This is a genomic window from Muriicola soli (assembly GCF_004139715.1).
In the GTDB taxonomy this organism is placed as follows: Bacteria; Bacteroidota; Bacteroidia; order Flavobacteriales; family Flavobacteriaceae; genus Muriicola; species Muriicola soli.
Genome location: NZ_CP035544.1, coordinates 1,102,205 through 1,119,317, shown reverse-complemented (window position 1 = coordinate 1,119,317; position 17,113 = coordinate 1,102,205). Strand labels below are relative to the sequence as shown.

The window sequence follows — 17,113 nt, the reverse complement described above, 5'->3', positions numbered from 1 at the left end:
ACATCCTTATTTTTTATTTCATTATGATATCTAACGCCTGATCTATGGGAAATTTAGACTGGTTTGTACTCTCCGGGACTTTATTGTTTATAGTGATCTATGGCGTTTGGAAAACCAAGGGTAGTAAAAACGTCAGCGACTATGTCCTTGGAGGTAATCAGGCCAGATGGTGGACCATTGGTTTATCCGTAATGGCCACCCAGGCCAGCGCAATTACCTTCCTGTCAACACCCGGCCAAGCCTTCCACGACGGAATGGGATTTGTGCAATTCTATTTCGGCCTTCCACTGGCTATGATCGTCATCTGTCTTGTCTTCGTTCCCATTTACCATAAACTCAAGGTCTACACAGCATACGAATTCCTCGAAAAGCGATTCGATCTCAAAACGCGATCCCTGGCCGCCATCTTATTCCTCGTACAACGAGGCCTGGCTGCAGGTATTACCATTTACGCCCCTTCAATTATTCTTTCTGCCGTACTGGGGTGGGATCTTCTTACCTTAAATATCATCATTGGTATCCTGGTTATCATTTATACCGTATCGGGTGGAACCAAGGCAGTAAGTGTTACACAGAAACAACAAATGATCATCATCATGACCGGGATGTTCATCGCTTTCTTTTTTATCCTGGGAGCACTGCCCCCCGAATTGACATTCAGCAATGCTTTAAAAATTGCAGGGGCCAGTGAAAAGTTAAATATCCTCGATTTTGATCTGAATACTTCAAGCCGGTATACCTTCTGGAGTGGTATAACCGGGGGCTTCTTCCTCGCCCTTGCCTATTTTGGCACAGACCAGAGTCAAGTACAGCGATACCTCTCAGGGAGGTCGGTACGGGAGAGTCAGCTCGGCTTAATTTTCAACGGCATCTTTAAGATTCCCATGCAGTTTTTTATCCTGCTTGTGGGGGTTATGGTCTTTGTTTTCTATCAGTATAATCCTTCCCCGGTCAATTTTAATCCAGCGGCCCGTATCGCGGTGGAAAATTCTGATTTTGCAGAAGATTACAAAGAACTGGAAGAGAGACACAAAGAAATAGAAACAGAGAAATTGATGGCCCAGGATGAGTTCTATGCCGCTTTGAAATTAAAGGAATACGCCGCTACGGTAGAGGCCAAACAACATATTCTTAACGTCAATCAAAAAGAGAGAGTAAACAGGGAGAGAGCGAAGTTACTCATTGAACAGGCTGATAATCTGGTTCAGACAAATGATAAGGACTACGTCTTTATTCACTTTATACTCAATAACCTTCCTAAAGGCCTGATAGGACTATTACTGGCTGTGATCCTGTCGGCAGCCATGTCTTCTACCGCTTCAGAATTAAATGCCCTGGGGACGATTACAGCCCTCGATCTCTATAAACGCAACAAGAAGCAAGAGTTTACTCAGAAACACTACGTAAGGGTATCCAAAGGCTTCACCCTGATGTGGGGTATTATTGCAATTTGTATTGCCGGAGTGGCCGACTTGTTTGACAACCTCATTCAGTTGGTAAATATTATAGGTTCTGTTTTTTACGGAAACGTTCTCGGGATCTTCCTCCTTGCCTTCTTCTTTAAATTTGTAAAAGGAAATGCCGTTTTTGTTGCAGCGATCATCACTCAGATCGTTGTTATTGTGGGCTTCCTGGGAGATTGGATGTCTTACCTTTGGCTCAATGCCTTCGGATGTACACTGGTGATCCTCCTGGCTATGGCTCTCGAAGGATTTGATCGGGTATTGAGAAACCCGCCTTTAGAAACTTAAAAACCCCTGCATCGCAAGGGTTTTTATCAGAATTTTTCCAAGTCGCCTACATGGCTCCCCATTCTTTTAAGGAATCTTCGTTAAGCTTTACATAGTCGGCATTTTTTGCAGCCTTGGCAGCAGCCAGGGAATTTTTAGCAGCCTCTATAGCTCCTTTCTTGTCTCCCATTTTTGCATAAATAAGCGATTGAGTCCTCATGATCCAGAACGCATTACTATTCATAGCCACGGCTTTATCTATCCATTCTTTTGCTTTGTTCAGGTCCATTCCCTGATCGTAGTAGAAAGTAGCGGCGGCAAAATAATCATTACCTGAAGGACCCGCCATTACAGATTCAATACTTTTCATGGTCATCTCTTTGGAAGGCACCGTGAAAGGTATTCCAATGTAAGTGTTCTCCCACATCATCCCAAGGGTTGCGCCGCTGCTGTGTAAATCGTCAAAGGAAATTGTAAATGTTTCTATTGGCATTTCAATAGGTAAAGTATTCACTTTGATCTGGGCAGCAATCTTGCTTTCGTCCCACTCCTGAGGCGTTCCGCCGCCTCCTGTTTCGGTGTAAAAGTATACGTCCCAAGAAGTTGCACTGGGTTTCGTAAAGATGGCATAAGATCCGGCCTTAAGTGATCCGTCCCCTACTATTATATCGGTATCGAAAGTTATGGTAGTTCTTGCATTGGCTCCTGTTCTCCATAATTTATCAAAAGGAACTAAATCACCAAATATGGTTCTTCCCCGCATGGAAGGTCGTGAATATTCCACTGTTACGTCGGTTAGTCCTACCCGTTGCATGATTTTTGCAGCCGGACTGGGCTGGGGTGATTGAATTTGTGCCATCGCAGGTATGCTCACCAATATGGCCAAGAATACATAGATTAATCTTTTCATTTTTTAAAAGGTTTTGGTTCTTTCAAATTTACGGATAAATAGGATATAAAGGTCTGTAAACTTACCTTAAAAGACGGTTGTTTCTCATGCTGAAAAATACTTAATAAATTGAATTAATTGGACTTAACTTTACTATTTGTTTAACAATTATTATTTTTTATTAAACAATAATGATCATATTTTTGATGAAATGTTAAAAAGGTATGTATAGATTATCGGCTAAACAGTCGTTTCCCATCTCAAGACAACTAGCCTGGGACTTTCTTTCCAATCCAGCCAACCTGAGTGTCATTACCCCTCCTGAAATGGGTTTTAATATATTGTCCGGAGCTGACAGACCCATGTTTGCCGGTCAGATCATCCAATATAAAGTAAGTCCCTTTCCGGGTTTTTCCACCCGGTGGGTAACAGAAATCACTCACGTAAATAAAGGTTCTTATTTCGTCGATGAACAACGATTTGGCCCCTATGCGCTGTGGCATCACAAACACTTTATCAATGAAGTACCCGGAGGAGTCGAAATGGAGGATATCATTGATTACAAGCTCCCACTGGGTATCCTCGGAAAGATGGCTCATCCCCTGCTGGTAAAAAAACAACTGATTTCCATCTTTTCATATCGCGAAGAACAACTCTCTTCCAGATTCGGAAGTTTACCCGATTCCAAAAGAACATTTAAAATAGAACAGATATAATATGAAAAATAAAAACATACTCCTTATCGGAGGATCTCAGGGCATAGGCCTTGAACTGGTAAAACTATTACAGGATACCCATACGGTATTTGTCGCTTCAAGAACTGCTGATGAATTGTCATCACTGAACGTAACACATATCTCCTTTGATGTAACTAAGGACGAACTCGACCTTTCGGCTTTACCGGAATCGCTCGGCGGTTTTGTATATTGTCCCGGAAGTATTAATCTAAAACCCCTGAAAATGATGGGGCTGGATACTTTCAGAGAAGATATGGAGATCAATTTCTTCAGTCTAGTCAAAGTCGTAAAACAAATTATGCCTAAAATGTCGGAGGGATCATCTATGGTTTTCTTCAGTACAGTAGCTGTAGGGATGGGCATGCCGTTCCACACAAGTGTAGCTGCTGCAAAAGGTGCAATAGAGGGGTTTGCAAAAGCTTTGGCTGCTGAAAATACGCCCAAAGTAAGAGTGAACGTCATCGCTCCTTCTTTGGTTGATACTCCTTTAGCGTCAAGGTTACTCAGTAACGACAGAAAAAAAGAAATGATGGCCGACAGACATCCGCTTAAACGAGTGGGTACAGCCGAAGATATCGCTCGTATGGCCGCATTCTTGCTAAAAGAGGACAGCAGCTGGATGACAGGGCAAATTTTGGGCGTAGACGGTGGAATGTCGTCCCTTAATATTTCATAAATGGCAGAAGTAGCGGTATTTTGGTTTAGAAGAGATCTAAGATTGGAAGATAATACGGGTTTAATTCATGCCCTGAAGGGCGACTTCCCTGTGCTCCCAGTTTTTATCTTTGATCCTCAGATACTTGGGGAATTGCCTGAAGATGACGCTCGCTTAAATTTTATCCACGACAGATTGAATAGCCTCAGAGATCGCTTGCAAAACAACTTTGGGTCTTCCATTGCATTTTATCACGATGAGCCACTGGATGTCTTTAAAAAACTAAATAAAGATTTTGATTTAAAAGGAGTCTATTGCAATCGGGATTACGAACCGTACGCTACAGAACGCGATGGAAAAATTAATGACTACCTAAAGTCTGTCGATATTGATTTTCATACGTTTAAGGATCAGGTGATTTTTGAAAAAGATGAAGTAGTCAAAGACGATGGTGACCCCTATGTAGTGTATACGCCTTTCATGAAGACATGGAAGGAACATTTTAAGGAAGTAAAACCTCTTCAGGATGGAAAAGATGATCTTCAGGGAAAAAACTTTTACCAGAATAAAGAATTGCCTTTTCTCTCACTTCAGGATATGGGATTTAAGGAATCAGATATAAAAGTTCCTGATTATGATGTATCTCCTTCACTAATTGAAGACTACGAGAAAACCAGAAATTTCCCGGCCAAGGACGCTACATCTCACCTTGGGCCACACCTGAGGTTCGGTACAGTCTCAGTTCGGGAAATGGTAAGAAAGGCAAAGGCGGAAAAAAATGAAACCTTTCTTAATGAGCTTATCTGGAGGGAATTTTTTATGCAGATCCTCTGGCATTTTCCCAGAACGACCAATGAGGCATTTAGAAAGAAATACGATCGCATCCCCTGGCGAAACAACGAAGATGAATTTGAGAAATGGAAGAACGGTAAAACGGGTTACGCCCTTGTAGATGCCGGAATGCGGCAGTTAAATGCCACAGGGTACATGCACAACAGAGTGAGAATGCTGGTCGCGAGTTTCCTCTGCAAACACCTCCTGATCGATTGGCGGTGGGGAGAAGCTTATTTTGCAGAAAAACTTTTGGATTACGAGCTCAGCAGCAATGTAGGGAATTGGCAATGGGCAGCAGGAAGTGGAGTTGACGCCGCACCCTATTTCCGCATCTTTAATCCCATGACTCAAATCGACAAGTTTGATAAAGACCGTAAATACATCAAAGAATGGGTCCCGGAAGTGGACACAGACGATTACGTCCCAAAAATGGTCGATCACAAAGAAGCCAGAGAACGGTGTCTGGACACTTATAAGTCGGCCCTCTCTTAGGCCATAAATTGAAGAAGACCCACAGTCGTTGGTTATTTGCTTTTTACTATATTTAAGCACATCTGACCGCAGTAGAGCAATTAAGCTCTATAGATTTATTCAGCATAAATTAGTGCACCACCAAAAACCCTCAGATTATGAAAAACATTTTTTACCTCTTTATCTTCGCCTTAATCCTTCCTTTACACGCTCAAAAGATCAATGGCAGTAAAAAAGCGATAGTTGAGAGTATTGAACAACACAAGACCAGACTCATCCAAATTAGTGATTCTATATGGGCCCAGGCAGAAACGGCATTTGAGGAGGACGATTCTTCCAAAATACTTGCAGATTACGCCGAAGCCAACGGTTTTACCGTAGAAAGAGGGGTCGCGGAAATGCCCACAGCCTTTGTCGCCACCTATGGATCCGGTAAACCCGTGATTAGTGTACTGGGAGAATTTGACGCACTACCGGGGATCTCGCAAAAAGCCCAACCTACAAAATCTCCTTTGGAAGAAGGTGCTGCCGGTCATGGCTGCGGTCATAACCTCTTTGGAACCGCCAGCCTTGGAGCCGCCATTGCCGTGAAAGAATTAATTGAAAAAGGTGAACTCAAGGGTACGGTGAAATTTTTTGGTACCCCGGCTGAAGAAAAATTTTTCGGGAAGATCTGGATGGTAAAGGAAGGATTATGGGATGATGTTGATGTGAACCTGAGCTGGCATCCCGGTGCAAAAACTGAGGCCGATGTACAGAGTACTTTAGCCCTTATCGATTTCAAAGTTGAATTCTTTGGGCAAGCTGCACATGCCTCCGCCGATCCGTGGAATGGCAGGAGCGCCTCTGATGCCCTTGAATTATATACTACTGGAATAAATTATTACCGGGAACACATAAAACCAACAGTGAGGATTCATTATCATATTCAGGACGGCGGTCAGGTGGTAAATGTAGTACCCGATTATTCCCGACTATGGGTACGGGTAAGGGATACGAAAAGGATTGGCATGATGCCCGTTTACGAAAGAGTAAGGGCAATGGCTGAAGGAGCAGCTATACTGGCCAACGTCGATTATAAAATTTCGCTTATTTCCGGGATCTACGAAGTATTGGTGAATCGGGCCGGTGGCGAAGTGATGCAAAAAAACCTGGAATTATTAGGCCCTATTTCCTATACAGATGAAGAAACGGCCTTTGGAAGACGAATTCAGGAAGAAACAGGAAAACCGATGGTGGGGATGGCCAGTGAGATATCACCACTAGAGAAAACCAAAGAAAATCCCGGAGGCGGTTCCACAGATGTGGGCGATGTAAGCTGGAATGTGCCAAACATCAACCTCAGTGTCACTGTGGCGCCAAAGGATACACCCTGGCATTCCTGGGCTGTAGTGGCCTGCGGAGGCATGAGCATCGGTCACAAAGGCATGGTACACGCGGCTAAAGCCTTGGGAATGACCATGGCAGATCTATTTGAGAATCCAAAGATGGTTGAAAAAATTAAATCAGAATACAAAGAACGCAAGGGCAATGAGGTCTATGAACCCATGATCCCTGACGGACCACCACCAATAGGAAATAATTAATAAAAAAGAAGCTATGTTCGGATTGTTTAAAAAGAAAGACCCGGTAGAAAAATTACAGGCGCAGTACAAGGCTGTGATGAAAGAGGCTTTTGACCTTTCTAAGGTCAACCGCAGTGCAGGTGATGCGAAATACGCAGAAGCTGAAGAGATTCAGAAAAAAATTGATGAGTTGATGCAAAAGAATTAATCGGATGGGAGAAAAGCAGATTATCAAGGAATACAGCAATGGTGAAATTACTGTTATTTGGAAACCCGCGTTATGTATTCACGCCAAAGTCTGCGTGAACAAACTTCCTTCCGTTTACAAGCCTGATGAGAAGCCATGGATCACACCTGAAAATGCATCTTCAGATGCCTTGCAATCGCAAATTGACGGATGTCCATCAGGAGCACTGTCTTATCGGTTAACAAATGAAAAAGAAAACACAAAAAATAAAAATCAGAATATGAGTCAGAAAGTAGAAGTAACACCCGGTGGACCACTGATGGTACACGGAGAACTGGAAATTACCATGGCAGATGGATCAAAAGAAACTAAAAAGAGAGCTACAGCATTTTGTCGCTGCGGTGCTTCGGATAACAAACCCTATTGCGATGGTAGTCACAATGACATCGATTTTACAGACAGCTGATGTGCCAAATAAAAGCGGATTCAACCCCCCTCGAACGGACTATGTTAAAAGTCTTCCGCTTTACATTCTTATTTTACTGTTGTCTTTCGCTGGACACACACAATCCAATGCTGTGATATCACGACTTGAAACGTATGATCTCAACACCGGTGAACGTAACCTCATCCTGGAAGAAAATGCTCATTTTGAAGCTCCTAACTGGAGTCTGGATGGAACATATTTGATTATCAATCAGGATGGTTTGCTTTTTAAAATAACTCCCGGTCTAAACACCAAGGAACTTATTGATACAGGTGAGGCCAGACAATGCAATAATGATCATGGAATCTCTCCTGACGGAACCTTACTTGCCATCAGCAATAACGATCAAATGGAAAATAGTGGATTCGGGACCTCCCGAATTTATACTCTGCCCATTGCAGGGGGTCTCCCAACCAGGATTACAGAAAAAGCTCCTTCCTATTGGCATGGTTGGGCGCCGGATGGTAAATCTGTAGTCTATACTGCGCATCGCAATGGTGACTTTGATATTTATCGCATTGGTATCAAGGGCGGACAAGAGGTTCGACTCACGGAAGAAGCGGGTCTTGATGACGGCCCTGAGTACAGTCCGGATGGCCGGTTTATCTATTACAATTCATACCGTTCGGGTTCTATGGAGCTCTGGCGGATGAATGCAGATGGCAGGAATAAAGTGCAGCTCACAGACGACATCTATTCGAATTGGTTCCCGCATCCTTCACCAGATGGAAAATATCTCGTATTCCTTACATACCTTGAAGATCAGGGCCAGGCACATCCGCCTTTAAAACTAGTAGCTCTTCGTCTCTATAACCTTCAGAATAAACAAATTACAAGCCTGTGCACCTTTATAGGAGGGCAGGGCACCCTGAATGTACCTTCCTGGGCCCCGGACAGCGAAAAGTTTGCATTTGTATCTTACGAGCCTAAGAAATAAAAACACCAGTACTATGAAATATATGATCCTTCTGGCCCTCTTCTCTTTGCCATTATCTGGTCATTCCCAATCGTTTTCTTTCCATATAGATCATTATTCAATGATCGTGGAAGACCTTCAAAAAACCGGTGATTTTTATTCTGATGTACTCAGATTACAAGACATCCGCCATCCTTCCAAGGCAGCTGGCTTTAGGTGGTTCAGTATAGACGGAACCTCACAATTACACCTCATTAGGAAGGATAAGGTTGATAAAATCAGGTCAAAAAGTGAGCATTTGTGTCTTTCACTCCCTAATCTGGAAGAATTTATTGACTACTTAAAGGAAAAAAATATTTCCTTCTGGGACTGGGAGGGAACAAAAGGAGCTGTATCTCTAAGGGGCGATGGCGTTCGCCAAATATATCTTCTAGACCCTGAGGGTAACTGGGTAGAGATCAATAATGCCAAAGGGTAATTTCATCTGCAAAAAGATTCCGTTAACATATCTATAAGACAGTCCACTCGGGGTAATCCTTATTTTTATCCTCAAATTTAATTCTATGGCCAATTCTATACGGAATATTAAACCACTGGGATTCCCCTGGGAAACCGAAGACCCATTTCTATTTTGTGTATACCACCTCGATCACTATCCAAAAGGCAACGAAAATATGGGTCCGGCCGCATCTCTGGAAGGACGAAACCTGGGTAATGATTTTTCACCCAATGCCCAGGGTTGGAGAATGTACCACGGTCATACCGTACCCGGCTTTCCTTATCATCCACACCGTGGTTTTGAAACGATAACTATCGTAAATAAAGGATTTTGTGATCATTCTGATTCCCTCGGAGCTGCAGGCAGATTTGGCCAGGGCGACGTGCAATGGATGACCGCAGGCAGGGGGGTACAGCACTCCGAGATGTTTCCTCTGCTTAAAAAAGATAAAGAAAACCCTCTTGAGCTCTTTCAGATCTGGTTAAACCTTCCCAAGGCAGCTAAAATGGTAGATCCGCATTTCAGGATGCTGTGGAATGAAGAAATCCCACAAATTAAGAAGGACGGTGTTTCCCTGAGAATTATAGCAGGAACATATAATGGGAATAAGGCCCCCTCCCCAGCTCCGGATTCATGGGCCGCAATTGATGAAAACCACGTAGCCGTCTGGAACTTGCATCTGCAACCCGGTGCCAGTTTTACATTTCCTGAAATACCGGAATCGGTAAATCGCACTTTGTATTTCTACGAAGGAGATTCCTGTGTAATTGATAGTACGCGTATCAAGCCCGATAATGCCATCGGCTTAAACGCCAAAGAGGTGGAAGTAACCAATAACGGTTTGGAAACAGCTCATTTTTTAATGTTGCAGGGTAAACCTATTGATGAACCGGTCGCCAAATACGGTCCTTTTGTAATGAACACTGATCAGGAAATTCAACAGGCCATGCAGGAGTACCGGCTAACCCAGTTTGGAGGATGGCCCTGGCCACATCCGGATAATGTTCATGACAGGGAAAAGGGGAGGTTTGCGAAATATCCGGACGGAACCCTTGTAGAAAAATAATCCCCTTGGAAACAATTCGACTTTTATTGGATTTTGGCTTGTTGATCCTCATTTGGATGGTACAGCTGATCGTGTATCCGGGCTTCCTTTTTTATTCAGAAGAGGGCCTCATTTCCTGGCATAAGAAATACACTCCGAGGATATCTATCATCGTTATTCCGCTGATGCTGGGCCAGTTAATGCTATACGGTTCTCTTCTCCAAAGTGAAAAAACAATTTACAGTATTGCTTGTTTTGTCCTGGTGCTTCTGGTATGGCTTCTTACATTCACCATTTTCGTTCCGAGACACAAGTCCATTACAGCCGGCGAATTCTCTCGAAATACTTTAGTGGAATTGGCAAATTTAAATTGGCTAAGAGCCATTCTTTGGTCTGCGATATTTATTTGGAACTACTTTACCTTCTATGATTAATTCCCAATAAAAAAGCCCGGAGCCAGCATACCTTTGCCCTCTTCAGGATATCTGTTGAGATAAGAGGCGACAAAGGGGCATAGTGGGGCAAGTTTTACCTCGAGCGACCTTATATGAGCAAAAACTTTCTTCAAAAGGGCACTTCCCACGCCTTTACCTTCGAGTTGCTTCGGGACCTCGGTATGAGTGAGATAAATAATTCCCTGAACATTCTGGATATATTCAACATAGGCCACACCCTGTGGGAGTTGCAGTTCAAATCTTTTTTGATTTCCTACAGTAGTGAGAACAAGCGGGAAGTCTTCAGGATGAGCCATCAAATCCTTGTGATATGAGCGCCAATGGCTCGTAAACGGGTATCTATGGATTCATATCCCCTATCAATCTGTTCAATATTGTGAATGGTAGAAGTACCTTTAGCTGATAGCGCAGCTATAAGAAGGGACACCCCTGCTCTAATGTCGGGAGATACCATGACGGTAGACTTTAGCGTCGATTTAAAGTCGTGCCCTATAACCGTGGCCCTGTGCGGATCACATAAAATAATCTTGGCACCCATGTCGATGAGTTTATCGACAAAAAACAATCTGCTCTCAAACATTTTCTGATGGATGAGCACCTCCCCTTTGGCCTGAGTGGCAACAACAAGGATTATACTGAGCAAATCAGGCGTTAAGCCAGGCCAGGGCGCATCAGCAACCGTTAAAATAGATCCATCAATGTAGTTGTGTATTTTGTATCCGGTGGTATGCGCCGGAATAAAAATATCATCTCCTTTTCTTTCTATCGTGATCCCCAATTTACTAAATGCCGTGGGGATCTGACCCAAATTTTCCCAGCTGACATTCTTGATGGTGAGTTCACTCTTGGTCATCGCTGCAAGGCCTATCCAGCTCCCAATTTCGATCATGTCGGGTAGCATGGTATGACTAGTTCCCTTCAGGGACTCAACCCCTTCTATGGTAAGCAAATTGGAGCCAATACCATTGATCTTTGCCCCCATCCGGTTCAGCATCTTACAAAGCTGCTGCAAATAAGGTTCACAGGCAGCATTGTAAATGGTGGTCGTTCCTTCTGCCAAAACTGCTGCCATAAGGATATTCGCAGTACCCGTAACCGAAGCCTCGTCTAGTAGCATATAGGTGCCCTTGAGTTTCTTGGCCTCAACACCGTAGAAATGTTCTTCTTTATTATACCTGAAGCTGGCTCCAAGCTTAATAAAACCTTCAAAGTGAGTGTCTAGTCGCCTACGGCCTATTTTGTCTCCGCCCGGTTTGGGAATATAGCCCTTGCCAAATCTTGCAAGAAGCGGTCCAACAAGCATTATGGATCCTCTCAGGCCCCTTCCGTCCTGTTTAAATTGGTCTGAAAGCAGGTAATCCAGGTTGACATCATCGGCCATAAAGGTGTAAGAACCTTTCCCCTTCTTCCTGATTTTAACTCCGAGATCCTCGAGTAGTGCAATCAGTTTATTTACATCGACAATGTCCGGAATGTTTTGAATGCTAACTTCTTCGGGTGTGAGAAGTACAGCGCATAAGATCTGAAGCGCTTCATTTTTAGCTCCCTGTGGCGTGATGCTTCCGTGTAGTTGGTGTCCGCCTTCTATTTTAAATGTCCCCATGAATTACGCGGAAATTAATAGCGTTTTTTACCTCGGTTACCGCGTTGTCCTTTTTTATTGGACCCGCTGGGCCTATTGCTCTTGGTTACTCTCTGTTTCAGGAATTGTACACTTTCGGTGAGATTTTCCCCGTCAGACGCCAGATCGATTTTTCCGTCACTTAACTCGTACAAATGCTTAAAGATGGCTTTGTCATCTACTGTGTCCTTGTTCCAATTGAGGTAACACTTTTTCATGTGGTTAGCAATAGCGTACTCAAGGCCATCGCGTTTATCGCCTTTTTCCCACTGAATGGCAACATCGATCATCCTTTTGATATTGTTTCCGTAGAAGCGGTATTTGGGATGATTCTGTGGATATTCAAGAGGTTCTGGTCTGGCTTGCAGCATCTCCTGGCTCGTAATGGGAAAAGGAGAGTCCACATCGAGTTTAAAATCGGACATGATAAAAAGCTGGTCCCATAACTTGTGCTGAAAATCGGGTACGTCCCTGAGGTGTGGCTGAAGGTTACCCATCACCGATATGATCGATTTGGCTACCCGGTTGCGCTCCTCACGGTCTTCTATAGACACGGCATAATCAACCATTTTCTGGAAATGACGGCCGTATTCAGGAATAATGAGATATGGGCGTTCTGTATTGTATTCTAGGGTTTCTACTGAATTCAAAGTGCTGTATTTAAGTTGATGAACAAGCTCGGAAGTAAAAATATTTCGGCTGCAAATTACTAAAATTATGGCAGACTACCTATCTATAAGGAGATAACACCCTCTACCTGGGCTACTTCCTTGTAATAGCTGATCACCGCATCCGGGTTGGCGAGATTAACGGTGACGGAGAGACTAGTGTATTTACCTTTGCTGGATTTTCTGGATTCGATCACTGCCCCGGTATTGTCAAAGATGCGTTGAATAGTCTTGATTTTTGAAGGATCCGTTGGGACGATAAACTTGTACAAATAATCTGAAGGCCAGGCACTCGTGCGTAAAAGTTCTTCCTTTAACCGCTTGTAAAATTCATCGGAGCTCTCGTTCTTCATGCAATTCCTTTTTGCAAATATAAAGGGAATCCGGCTATTTTACCACCATGGATGTATTGTTTACTTTTGTCTAGAAGATTAGGAAATTATGCCAAAACGGATTGTAATTACTGGCGGACCGGGAACCGGTAAAACCTCAATAATACAGATGCTCGAGGAGAAAGGCTTCTTTTGTTTCCACGAAGTAATAAGGGATTTTACATCGGAGGCAAAGCAATTTGCAGATTTGGAAAGACTACACTCTAATCCCCTGACCTTTGTAGATGACCCTTTTCGTTTTAACAAGCATATTCTGGAAGCCCGACTCTCACATTTTAAGGCAGGAGATGCACTGGAATGTGACCTGGCTTTTTACGATCGTGGCCTTCCCGATGTCCTGGCCTATATGAACTATTTTGATCAATCCTATCCCGATGAGTTTATCCAATATTGCAGAAATCACAAATATGACCAACTAGTGATGTTACCCCCTTGGAAAGACATTTATACCAGAGATGACGAACGCCTGGAGACTTTTGAACAGGCCATTGAAATTCATGAGGAGCTGCAGAAAATGTATACGGAGTTAAATTACAATTCTCTTGAGGTCCCTATAGGAAGTATTGAGGAAAGGGCTACATTTATTATTGATCATTTGATTCCTGCTTCGTGAAAAATTCGCCTACTGAAATATTATCCAGGTACTGGGGCCATAAGGCCTTCAGAGGATCTCAGGAAGAGATTATTTCCGCTGTATTGGGAGGCAGGGACGTACTGGCCTTACTGCCTACAGGAGGCGGTAAATCGGTTTGTTATCAGATCCCCGGCATGATGCTCGAGGGAATCTGTGTTGTAGTCTCCCCGCTCGTTGCCTTAATAAGAGATCAGGTGGGCAGTTTAAGGGCAAAAGGGATAAAAGCAGTCGCATTAACCGGTGGAATTTCTTATGAAGAAACCATCACCTTATTAGATAATTGCCTTTATGGGGGATATCAATTCCTATACCTTTCCCCGGAGCGATTACGGCAGGAACTTGTCAGGGAACGAATCAGCGAGATGAATCCAAGCCTTTTCGCCATAGACGAGGCACATTGTATATCGCAATGGGGAATCGATTTCAGACCTGCTTATCTCGAATGTTCAGTACTCCGTGAATTACATCCGGAAGTACCTTTTATCGCCTTAACAGCAACTGCAACCTCGACAGTGGCCAAGGATATCACCGAAAACCTAAAGATGCCTTCTCCATTGGTTGTCAGGGATTCATTTGAGAGGGAAAATCTGGTGTACAGCGTCCTTAAGCAGGAAAACAAGAATCAGCAGCTTATCCGGCTCTTTAAAAAGGATTCACAATCGGGAATAGTTTATGTAAGGAGTCGGCGTAAAACGGAAGAGCTTTACCACTTCCTTGCAGATCACGGTATCAGTGCCAGAGCTTTTCACGGGGGTATGACACGAAATGAGAAAGAAGACAGCCTAAAAGCGTGGAAGGAAGACAAAATAAGCGTAATGGTAGCGACCAGTGCATTTGGGATGGGTATTGACAAGGCCGATGTTCGTAAAGTGATCCATTATGAATTACCGGAAAGCATAGAGAGCTATTTTCAGGAGGCCGGAAGAGCCGGAAGGGATGGGCAAAGAGCTTATGCCATTTTATTGGTGAATCCGGAAGATGAAAGCCGACTAAAAAAACAATTTATTTCCGTACTTCCCGATGTTTCCTTTGTAAAGCTATTGTACAACAAACTGAATAATTACTTCCAGATCGCCTATGGCAGTGAAGAAACCAGTGATTTCCCCTTTAATTTCAATCATTTCTGCGATACCTATGGCTTAATTTCCTCGCTGACCTACAATGGGCTTCGCCTTTTAGATCAGAATTCCGTCATTTCCCTGTCTCAGCAATTTTCTCAAAAGACATCTGTTCAATTTACGGCATCCAAGGCTGCCATTTTTAATTACCTCGACGCCAATCCCAAGGACATGAACATCCTTCAGACCCTTTTGAGGACTTACGGGGGTGTTTTCGAATTCGAAACGAAGATAAGTCCGGTTTTGGTGGCAAAAAAAGCAGGCGTCAGGGAGGATCAGGTGATCGCTTCGCTTAAAAAAGCGGAGATGGATGGCATGCTTGAATTCAATAATGAACAACAGGATATGCGGATTACCTTTTTAGTGCCCCGGGAAGACGATCGTACCATCAATACCTTTTCAAATAAAATTAAAGATCTCAACAAGGTCAAGATCATGAATGTTCAGGCGGTACTGGACTATGTTAGAAATGGTTCCCAGTGCAGGTCTGGCCAGCTTTTGTCTTATTTCGGAGAGCAAACGAATATAAAGTGTGGGGCCTGTGATGTATGTCGCAGAGCTTCATCGGTTACAGGAAAAGAGCTCAAAGCACTTGACAGGGACATCCTTAAAATGATTCAGGACAAAGCCCTATCGCCTCAAAACCTAATAAATTCCCTTGGGCAGGATAAAGAAATCATTTTAAATGAATTGCGCTACCTTATGGAAGAGGGCAAGATCGAACTTACCAGTAATAACAAATACACCCTGACAAAATGAGATCATTGAGAATTGTATTTATGGGCACCCCTGATTTTGCAGTAGCCACTTTATCGACTCTTGTTGAAAGCGATTATTCCGTGGTTGGCGTGATCACTGCACCGGACAGACCTGCAGGAAGAGGGCGATCACTCAGGGAATCGGCAGTTAAGAAATATGCAGTGGCGCAGGGCTTGAAAGTATTACAACCCACTAATCTAAAGAATACCCATTTTCTTGAGGAACTAAGGGCTTTAAAGGCAAATTTACAAATTGTGGTGGCCTTCAGGATGCTGCCAAAAGTAGTTTGGGACATGCCGGAATACGGGACTTTTAATCTACACGCATCCCTCCTTCCTGATTACCGGGGTGCTGCGCCCATTAATTGGGCCATTATAAACGGGGAATCCAAAACGGGAGTGACCACTTTTTTTATCGATGAAAAAATAGACACCGGAGCCATTATTATGCAATCCGAATGTAATATTCAGGAAAATGACAATGCAGGTGCACTGCACGATCGCTTAATGCAAGCAGGGGCTGAGTTGGTTTTGGCTACAGTGGATAAGATCGCAGAAGGTGAAGTAGAGACCTATACGCAGAAAAATCTTAAGACCCTAAATACGGCTCCAAAGCTCACAAAAGACAATTGCCGAATAGTTTGGAATCAACCCCTTAAATCAATCTACAACCATATCAGGGGCCTGAGCCCCTACCCTGCTGCATGGACCAATCTGGTGAATGGTGATGACAATATTTATTTAAAGGTCTACGCTGCAGACTATGTGGAAGAGGAACATTCTACGATACCGGGCAAAGTATTGAACGAAAAAAGCAAGATCAGAATAGCAGCAAAGGGAGGATATCTGGATTTGACAGAAATACAATTGCCGGGCAAAAGAAAAATGACGGCCAAAGAAGTATTAAACGGTTTAAAATTGGATGATAATGCTCATCTTGTCTGAAGTACCGTTATTATTGGCCTCAAAGAATCCGTCAAAAAATTCGCACTTTATCAACAAACCCTTGAAGTTATTAACAAAAACCCCGATTTCCCTTGATTTTACTTGCGTTAACGGCAAATCCGTATAAATTTGTTTGAGCTTTAAAATGTTTAACAACAATTAATTTACTTAAATTATGAACAAAACAGAATTAATCGATGCTATGGCAGCTGACGCTGGCATCACAAAAGCAGCCGCTAAGAAAGCTTTGGAATCCTTTTTAGGAAACGTAGAAAGTTCCCTTAAAAAAGGTAACCGAGTATCTTTGGTTGGATTCGGATCATGGTCAGTATCTAGAAGAAGTGCTAGAGAAGGAAGAAACCCTTCTACTGGAAAAACAATCCATATTAAGGCAAAAAATGTAGTTAAATTCAAGGCAGGTTCTGATTTGAGCGGCGCTGTTAACTAGTTTTTGTTCTGTACAATATACTTGAAGCACCTCCCTCACGAGGTGCTTTTTTTGTTGAG

20 protein-coding genes are annotated in these 17,113 nt (G+C 43.2%); 15 read left to right on the top strand and 5 right to left on the bottom strand.

Going from position 1 to position 17,113, the window contains the following annotated elements:
- Window positions 1-44 precede the first annotated feature (44 nt).
- On the top strand, window positions 45-1,751 hold the full coding sequence (locus tag EQY75_RS04920) for a sodium:solute symporter family protein (RefSeq protein WP_129603400.1): 1,707 nt from the start codon (window positions 45-47) through the stop codon (window positions 1,749-1,751).
- Between the two features lie 46 nt (window positions 1,752-1,797).
- Here the strand turns inward: EQY75_RS04920 and EQY75_RS04915 are convergent, their stop codons facing one another.
- Window positions 1,798-2,640, bottom strand: a complete 843-nt coding sequence (locus EQY75_RS04915) for a DUF2911 domain-containing protein (protein WP_129603398.1) — start codon at window positions 2,638-2,640, stop codon at window positions 1,798-1,800.
- Window positions 2,641-2,843: 203 nt separating this feature from the next.
- Between EQY75_RS04915 and EQY75_RS04910 the strand changes: the two genes are divergently transcribed.
- The 10 genes from EQY75_RS04910 (at window position 2,844) to EQY75_RS04865 (ending at window position 10,449) form a co-directional block, all read left to right on the top strand.
- Window positions 2,844-3,335 carry an SRPBCC family protein gene (locus EQY75_RS04910; RefSeq protein ID WP_129603396.1) on the top strand — a complete coding sequence of 164 codons (492 nt, stop codon included), beginning with the start codon at window positions 2,844-2,846 and terminating at the stop codon, window positions 3,333-3,335.
- 1 nt (window position 3,336) lies between these two features.
- Window positions 3,337-4,032: an SDR family NAD(P)-dependent oxidoreductase gene (locus EQY75_RS04905; protein WP_129603394.1), complete on the top strand. Its 696-nt coding sequence runs from the start codon at window positions 3,337-3,339 to the stop codon at window positions 4,030-4,032.
- Window positions 4,033-5,337, top strand: a complete 1,305-nt coding sequence (locus EQY75_RS04900) for a cryptochrome/photolyase family protein (protein ID WP_129603392.1) — start codon at window positions 4,033-4,035, stop codon at window positions 5,335-5,337. It begins immediately after the preceding gene.
- Between the two features lie 137 nt (window positions 5,338-5,474).
- Entirely contained in the window at window positions 5,475-6,902 is a 1,428-nt protein-coding gene (locus tag EQY75_RS04895; RefSeq protein ID WP_129603390.1) for an amidohydrolase, read from the top strand.
- 13 nt (window positions 6,903-6,915) lie between these two features.
- Window positions 6,916-7,089: a Lacal_2735 family protein gene (locus tag EQY75_RS04890; RefSeq protein ID WP_129603388.1), complete on the top strand. Its 174-nt coding sequence runs from the start codon at window positions 6,916-6,918 to the stop codon at window positions 7,087-7,089.
- Window positions 7,090-7,093: 4 nt separating this feature from the next.
- Window positions 7,094-7,534 carry a (4Fe-4S)-binding protein gene (locus tag EQY75_RS04885; RefSeq protein WP_129603386.1) on the top strand — a complete coding sequence of 147 codons (441 nt, stop codon included), beginning with the start codon at window positions 7,094-7,096 and terminating at the stop codon, window positions 7,532-7,534.
- Between the two features lie 112 nt (window positions 7,535-7,646).
- Entirely contained in the window at window positions 7,647-8,492 is an 846-nt protein-coding gene (locus EQY75_RS04880; RefSeq protein WP_217349973.1) for a TolB family protein, read from the top strand.
- Between the two features lie 13 nt (window positions 8,493-8,505).
- Entirely contained in the window at window positions 8,506-8,949 is a 444-nt protein-coding gene (locus EQY75_RS04875) for a VOC family protein (protein ID WP_129603384.1), read from the top strand.
- Between the two features lie 85 nt (window positions 8,950-9,034).
- Window positions 9,035-10,036 (top strand): pirin family protein, encoded by a 1,002-nt coding sequence (locus EQY75_RS04870; RefSeq protein WP_129603382.1) that lies wholly within the window; start codon window positions 9,035-9,037, stop codon window positions 10,034-10,036.
- 5 nt (window positions 10,037-10,041) lie between these two features.
- Complete coding sequence (locus EQY75_RS04865) at window positions 10,042-10,449, top strand: hypothetical protein (RefSeq protein WP_246020008.1); 408 nt, start codon at window positions 10,042-10,044, stop codon at window positions 10,447-10,449.
- Here EQY75_RS04865 and EQY75_RS04860 read toward each other — a convergent pair.
- From EQY75_RS04860 to EQY75_RS04845, 4 genes are all read right to left on the bottom strand, one after another.
- Window positions 10,446-10,766, bottom strand: a complete 321-nt coding sequence (locus EQY75_RS04860) for a GNAT family N-acetyltransferase (protein ID WP_129603378.1) — start codon at window positions 10,764-10,766, stop codon at window positions 10,446-10,448. The genes EQY75_RS04865 and EQY75_RS04860 overlap by 4 nt on opposite strands.
- Window positions 10,766-12,073, bottom strand: a complete 1,308-nt coding sequence (murA, locus tag EQY75_RS04855; RefSeq protein ID WP_129603376.1) for a UDP-N-acetylglucosamine 1-carboxyvinyltransferase — start codon at window positions 12,071-12,073, stop codon at window positions 10,766-10,768. Before murA ends, EQY75_RS04860 begins: the two co-directional genes overlap by 1 nt.
- Before the next feature lie 14 nt (window positions 12,074-12,087).
- Complete coding sequence (locus EQY75_RS04850; RefSeq protein WP_129603374.1) at window positions 12,088-12,741, bottom strand: DUF4290 domain-containing protein; 654 nt, start codon at window positions 12,739-12,741, stop codon at window positions 12,088-12,090.
- 83 nt (window positions 12,742-12,824) lie between these two features.
- A complete protein-coding gene (locus EQY75_RS04845) occupies window positions 12,825-13,112 on the bottom strand; it encodes a DUF493 family protein (RefSeq protein ID WP_129603372.1) in 288 nt (95 codons plus the stop codon).
- 88 nt (window positions 13,113-13,200) lie between these two features.
- On the opposite strand from EQY75_RS04845, the gene EQY75_RS04840 reads away from it, so the two are divergent.
- From EQY75_RS04840 to EQY75_RS04825, 4 genes are all read left to right on the top strand, one after another.
- A complete protein-coding gene (locus EQY75_RS04840; RefSeq protein ID WP_129603370.1) occupies window positions 13,201-13,764 on the top strand; it encodes an AAA family ATPase in 564 nt (187 codons plus the stop codon).
- Complete coding sequence (locus EQY75_RS04835) at window positions 13,761-15,662, top strand: RecQ family ATP-dependent DNA helicase (protein ID WP_129603368.1); 1,902 nt, start codon at window positions 13,761-13,763, stop codon at window positions 15,660-15,662. Before EQY75_RS04840 ends, EQY75_RS04835 begins: the two co-directional genes overlap by 4 nt.
- Window positions 15,659-16,606, top strand: coding sequence for a methionyl-tRNA formyltransferase (gene fmt, locus EQY75_RS04830; protein WP_129603366.1), 948 nt, complete (start codon window positions 15,659-15,661; stop codon window positions 16,604-16,606). Before EQY75_RS04835 ends, fmt begins: the two co-directional genes overlap by 4 nt.
- 175 nt (window positions 16,607-16,781) lie before the next feature.
- Window positions 16,782-17,054 carry an HU family DNA-binding protein gene (locus EQY75_RS04825; RefSeq protein WP_129603364.1) on the top strand — a complete coding sequence of 91 codons (273 nt, stop codon included), beginning with the start codon at window positions 16,782-16,784 and terminating at the stop codon, window positions 17,052-17,054.
- Window positions 17,055-17,113 lie beyond the last annotated feature (59 nt).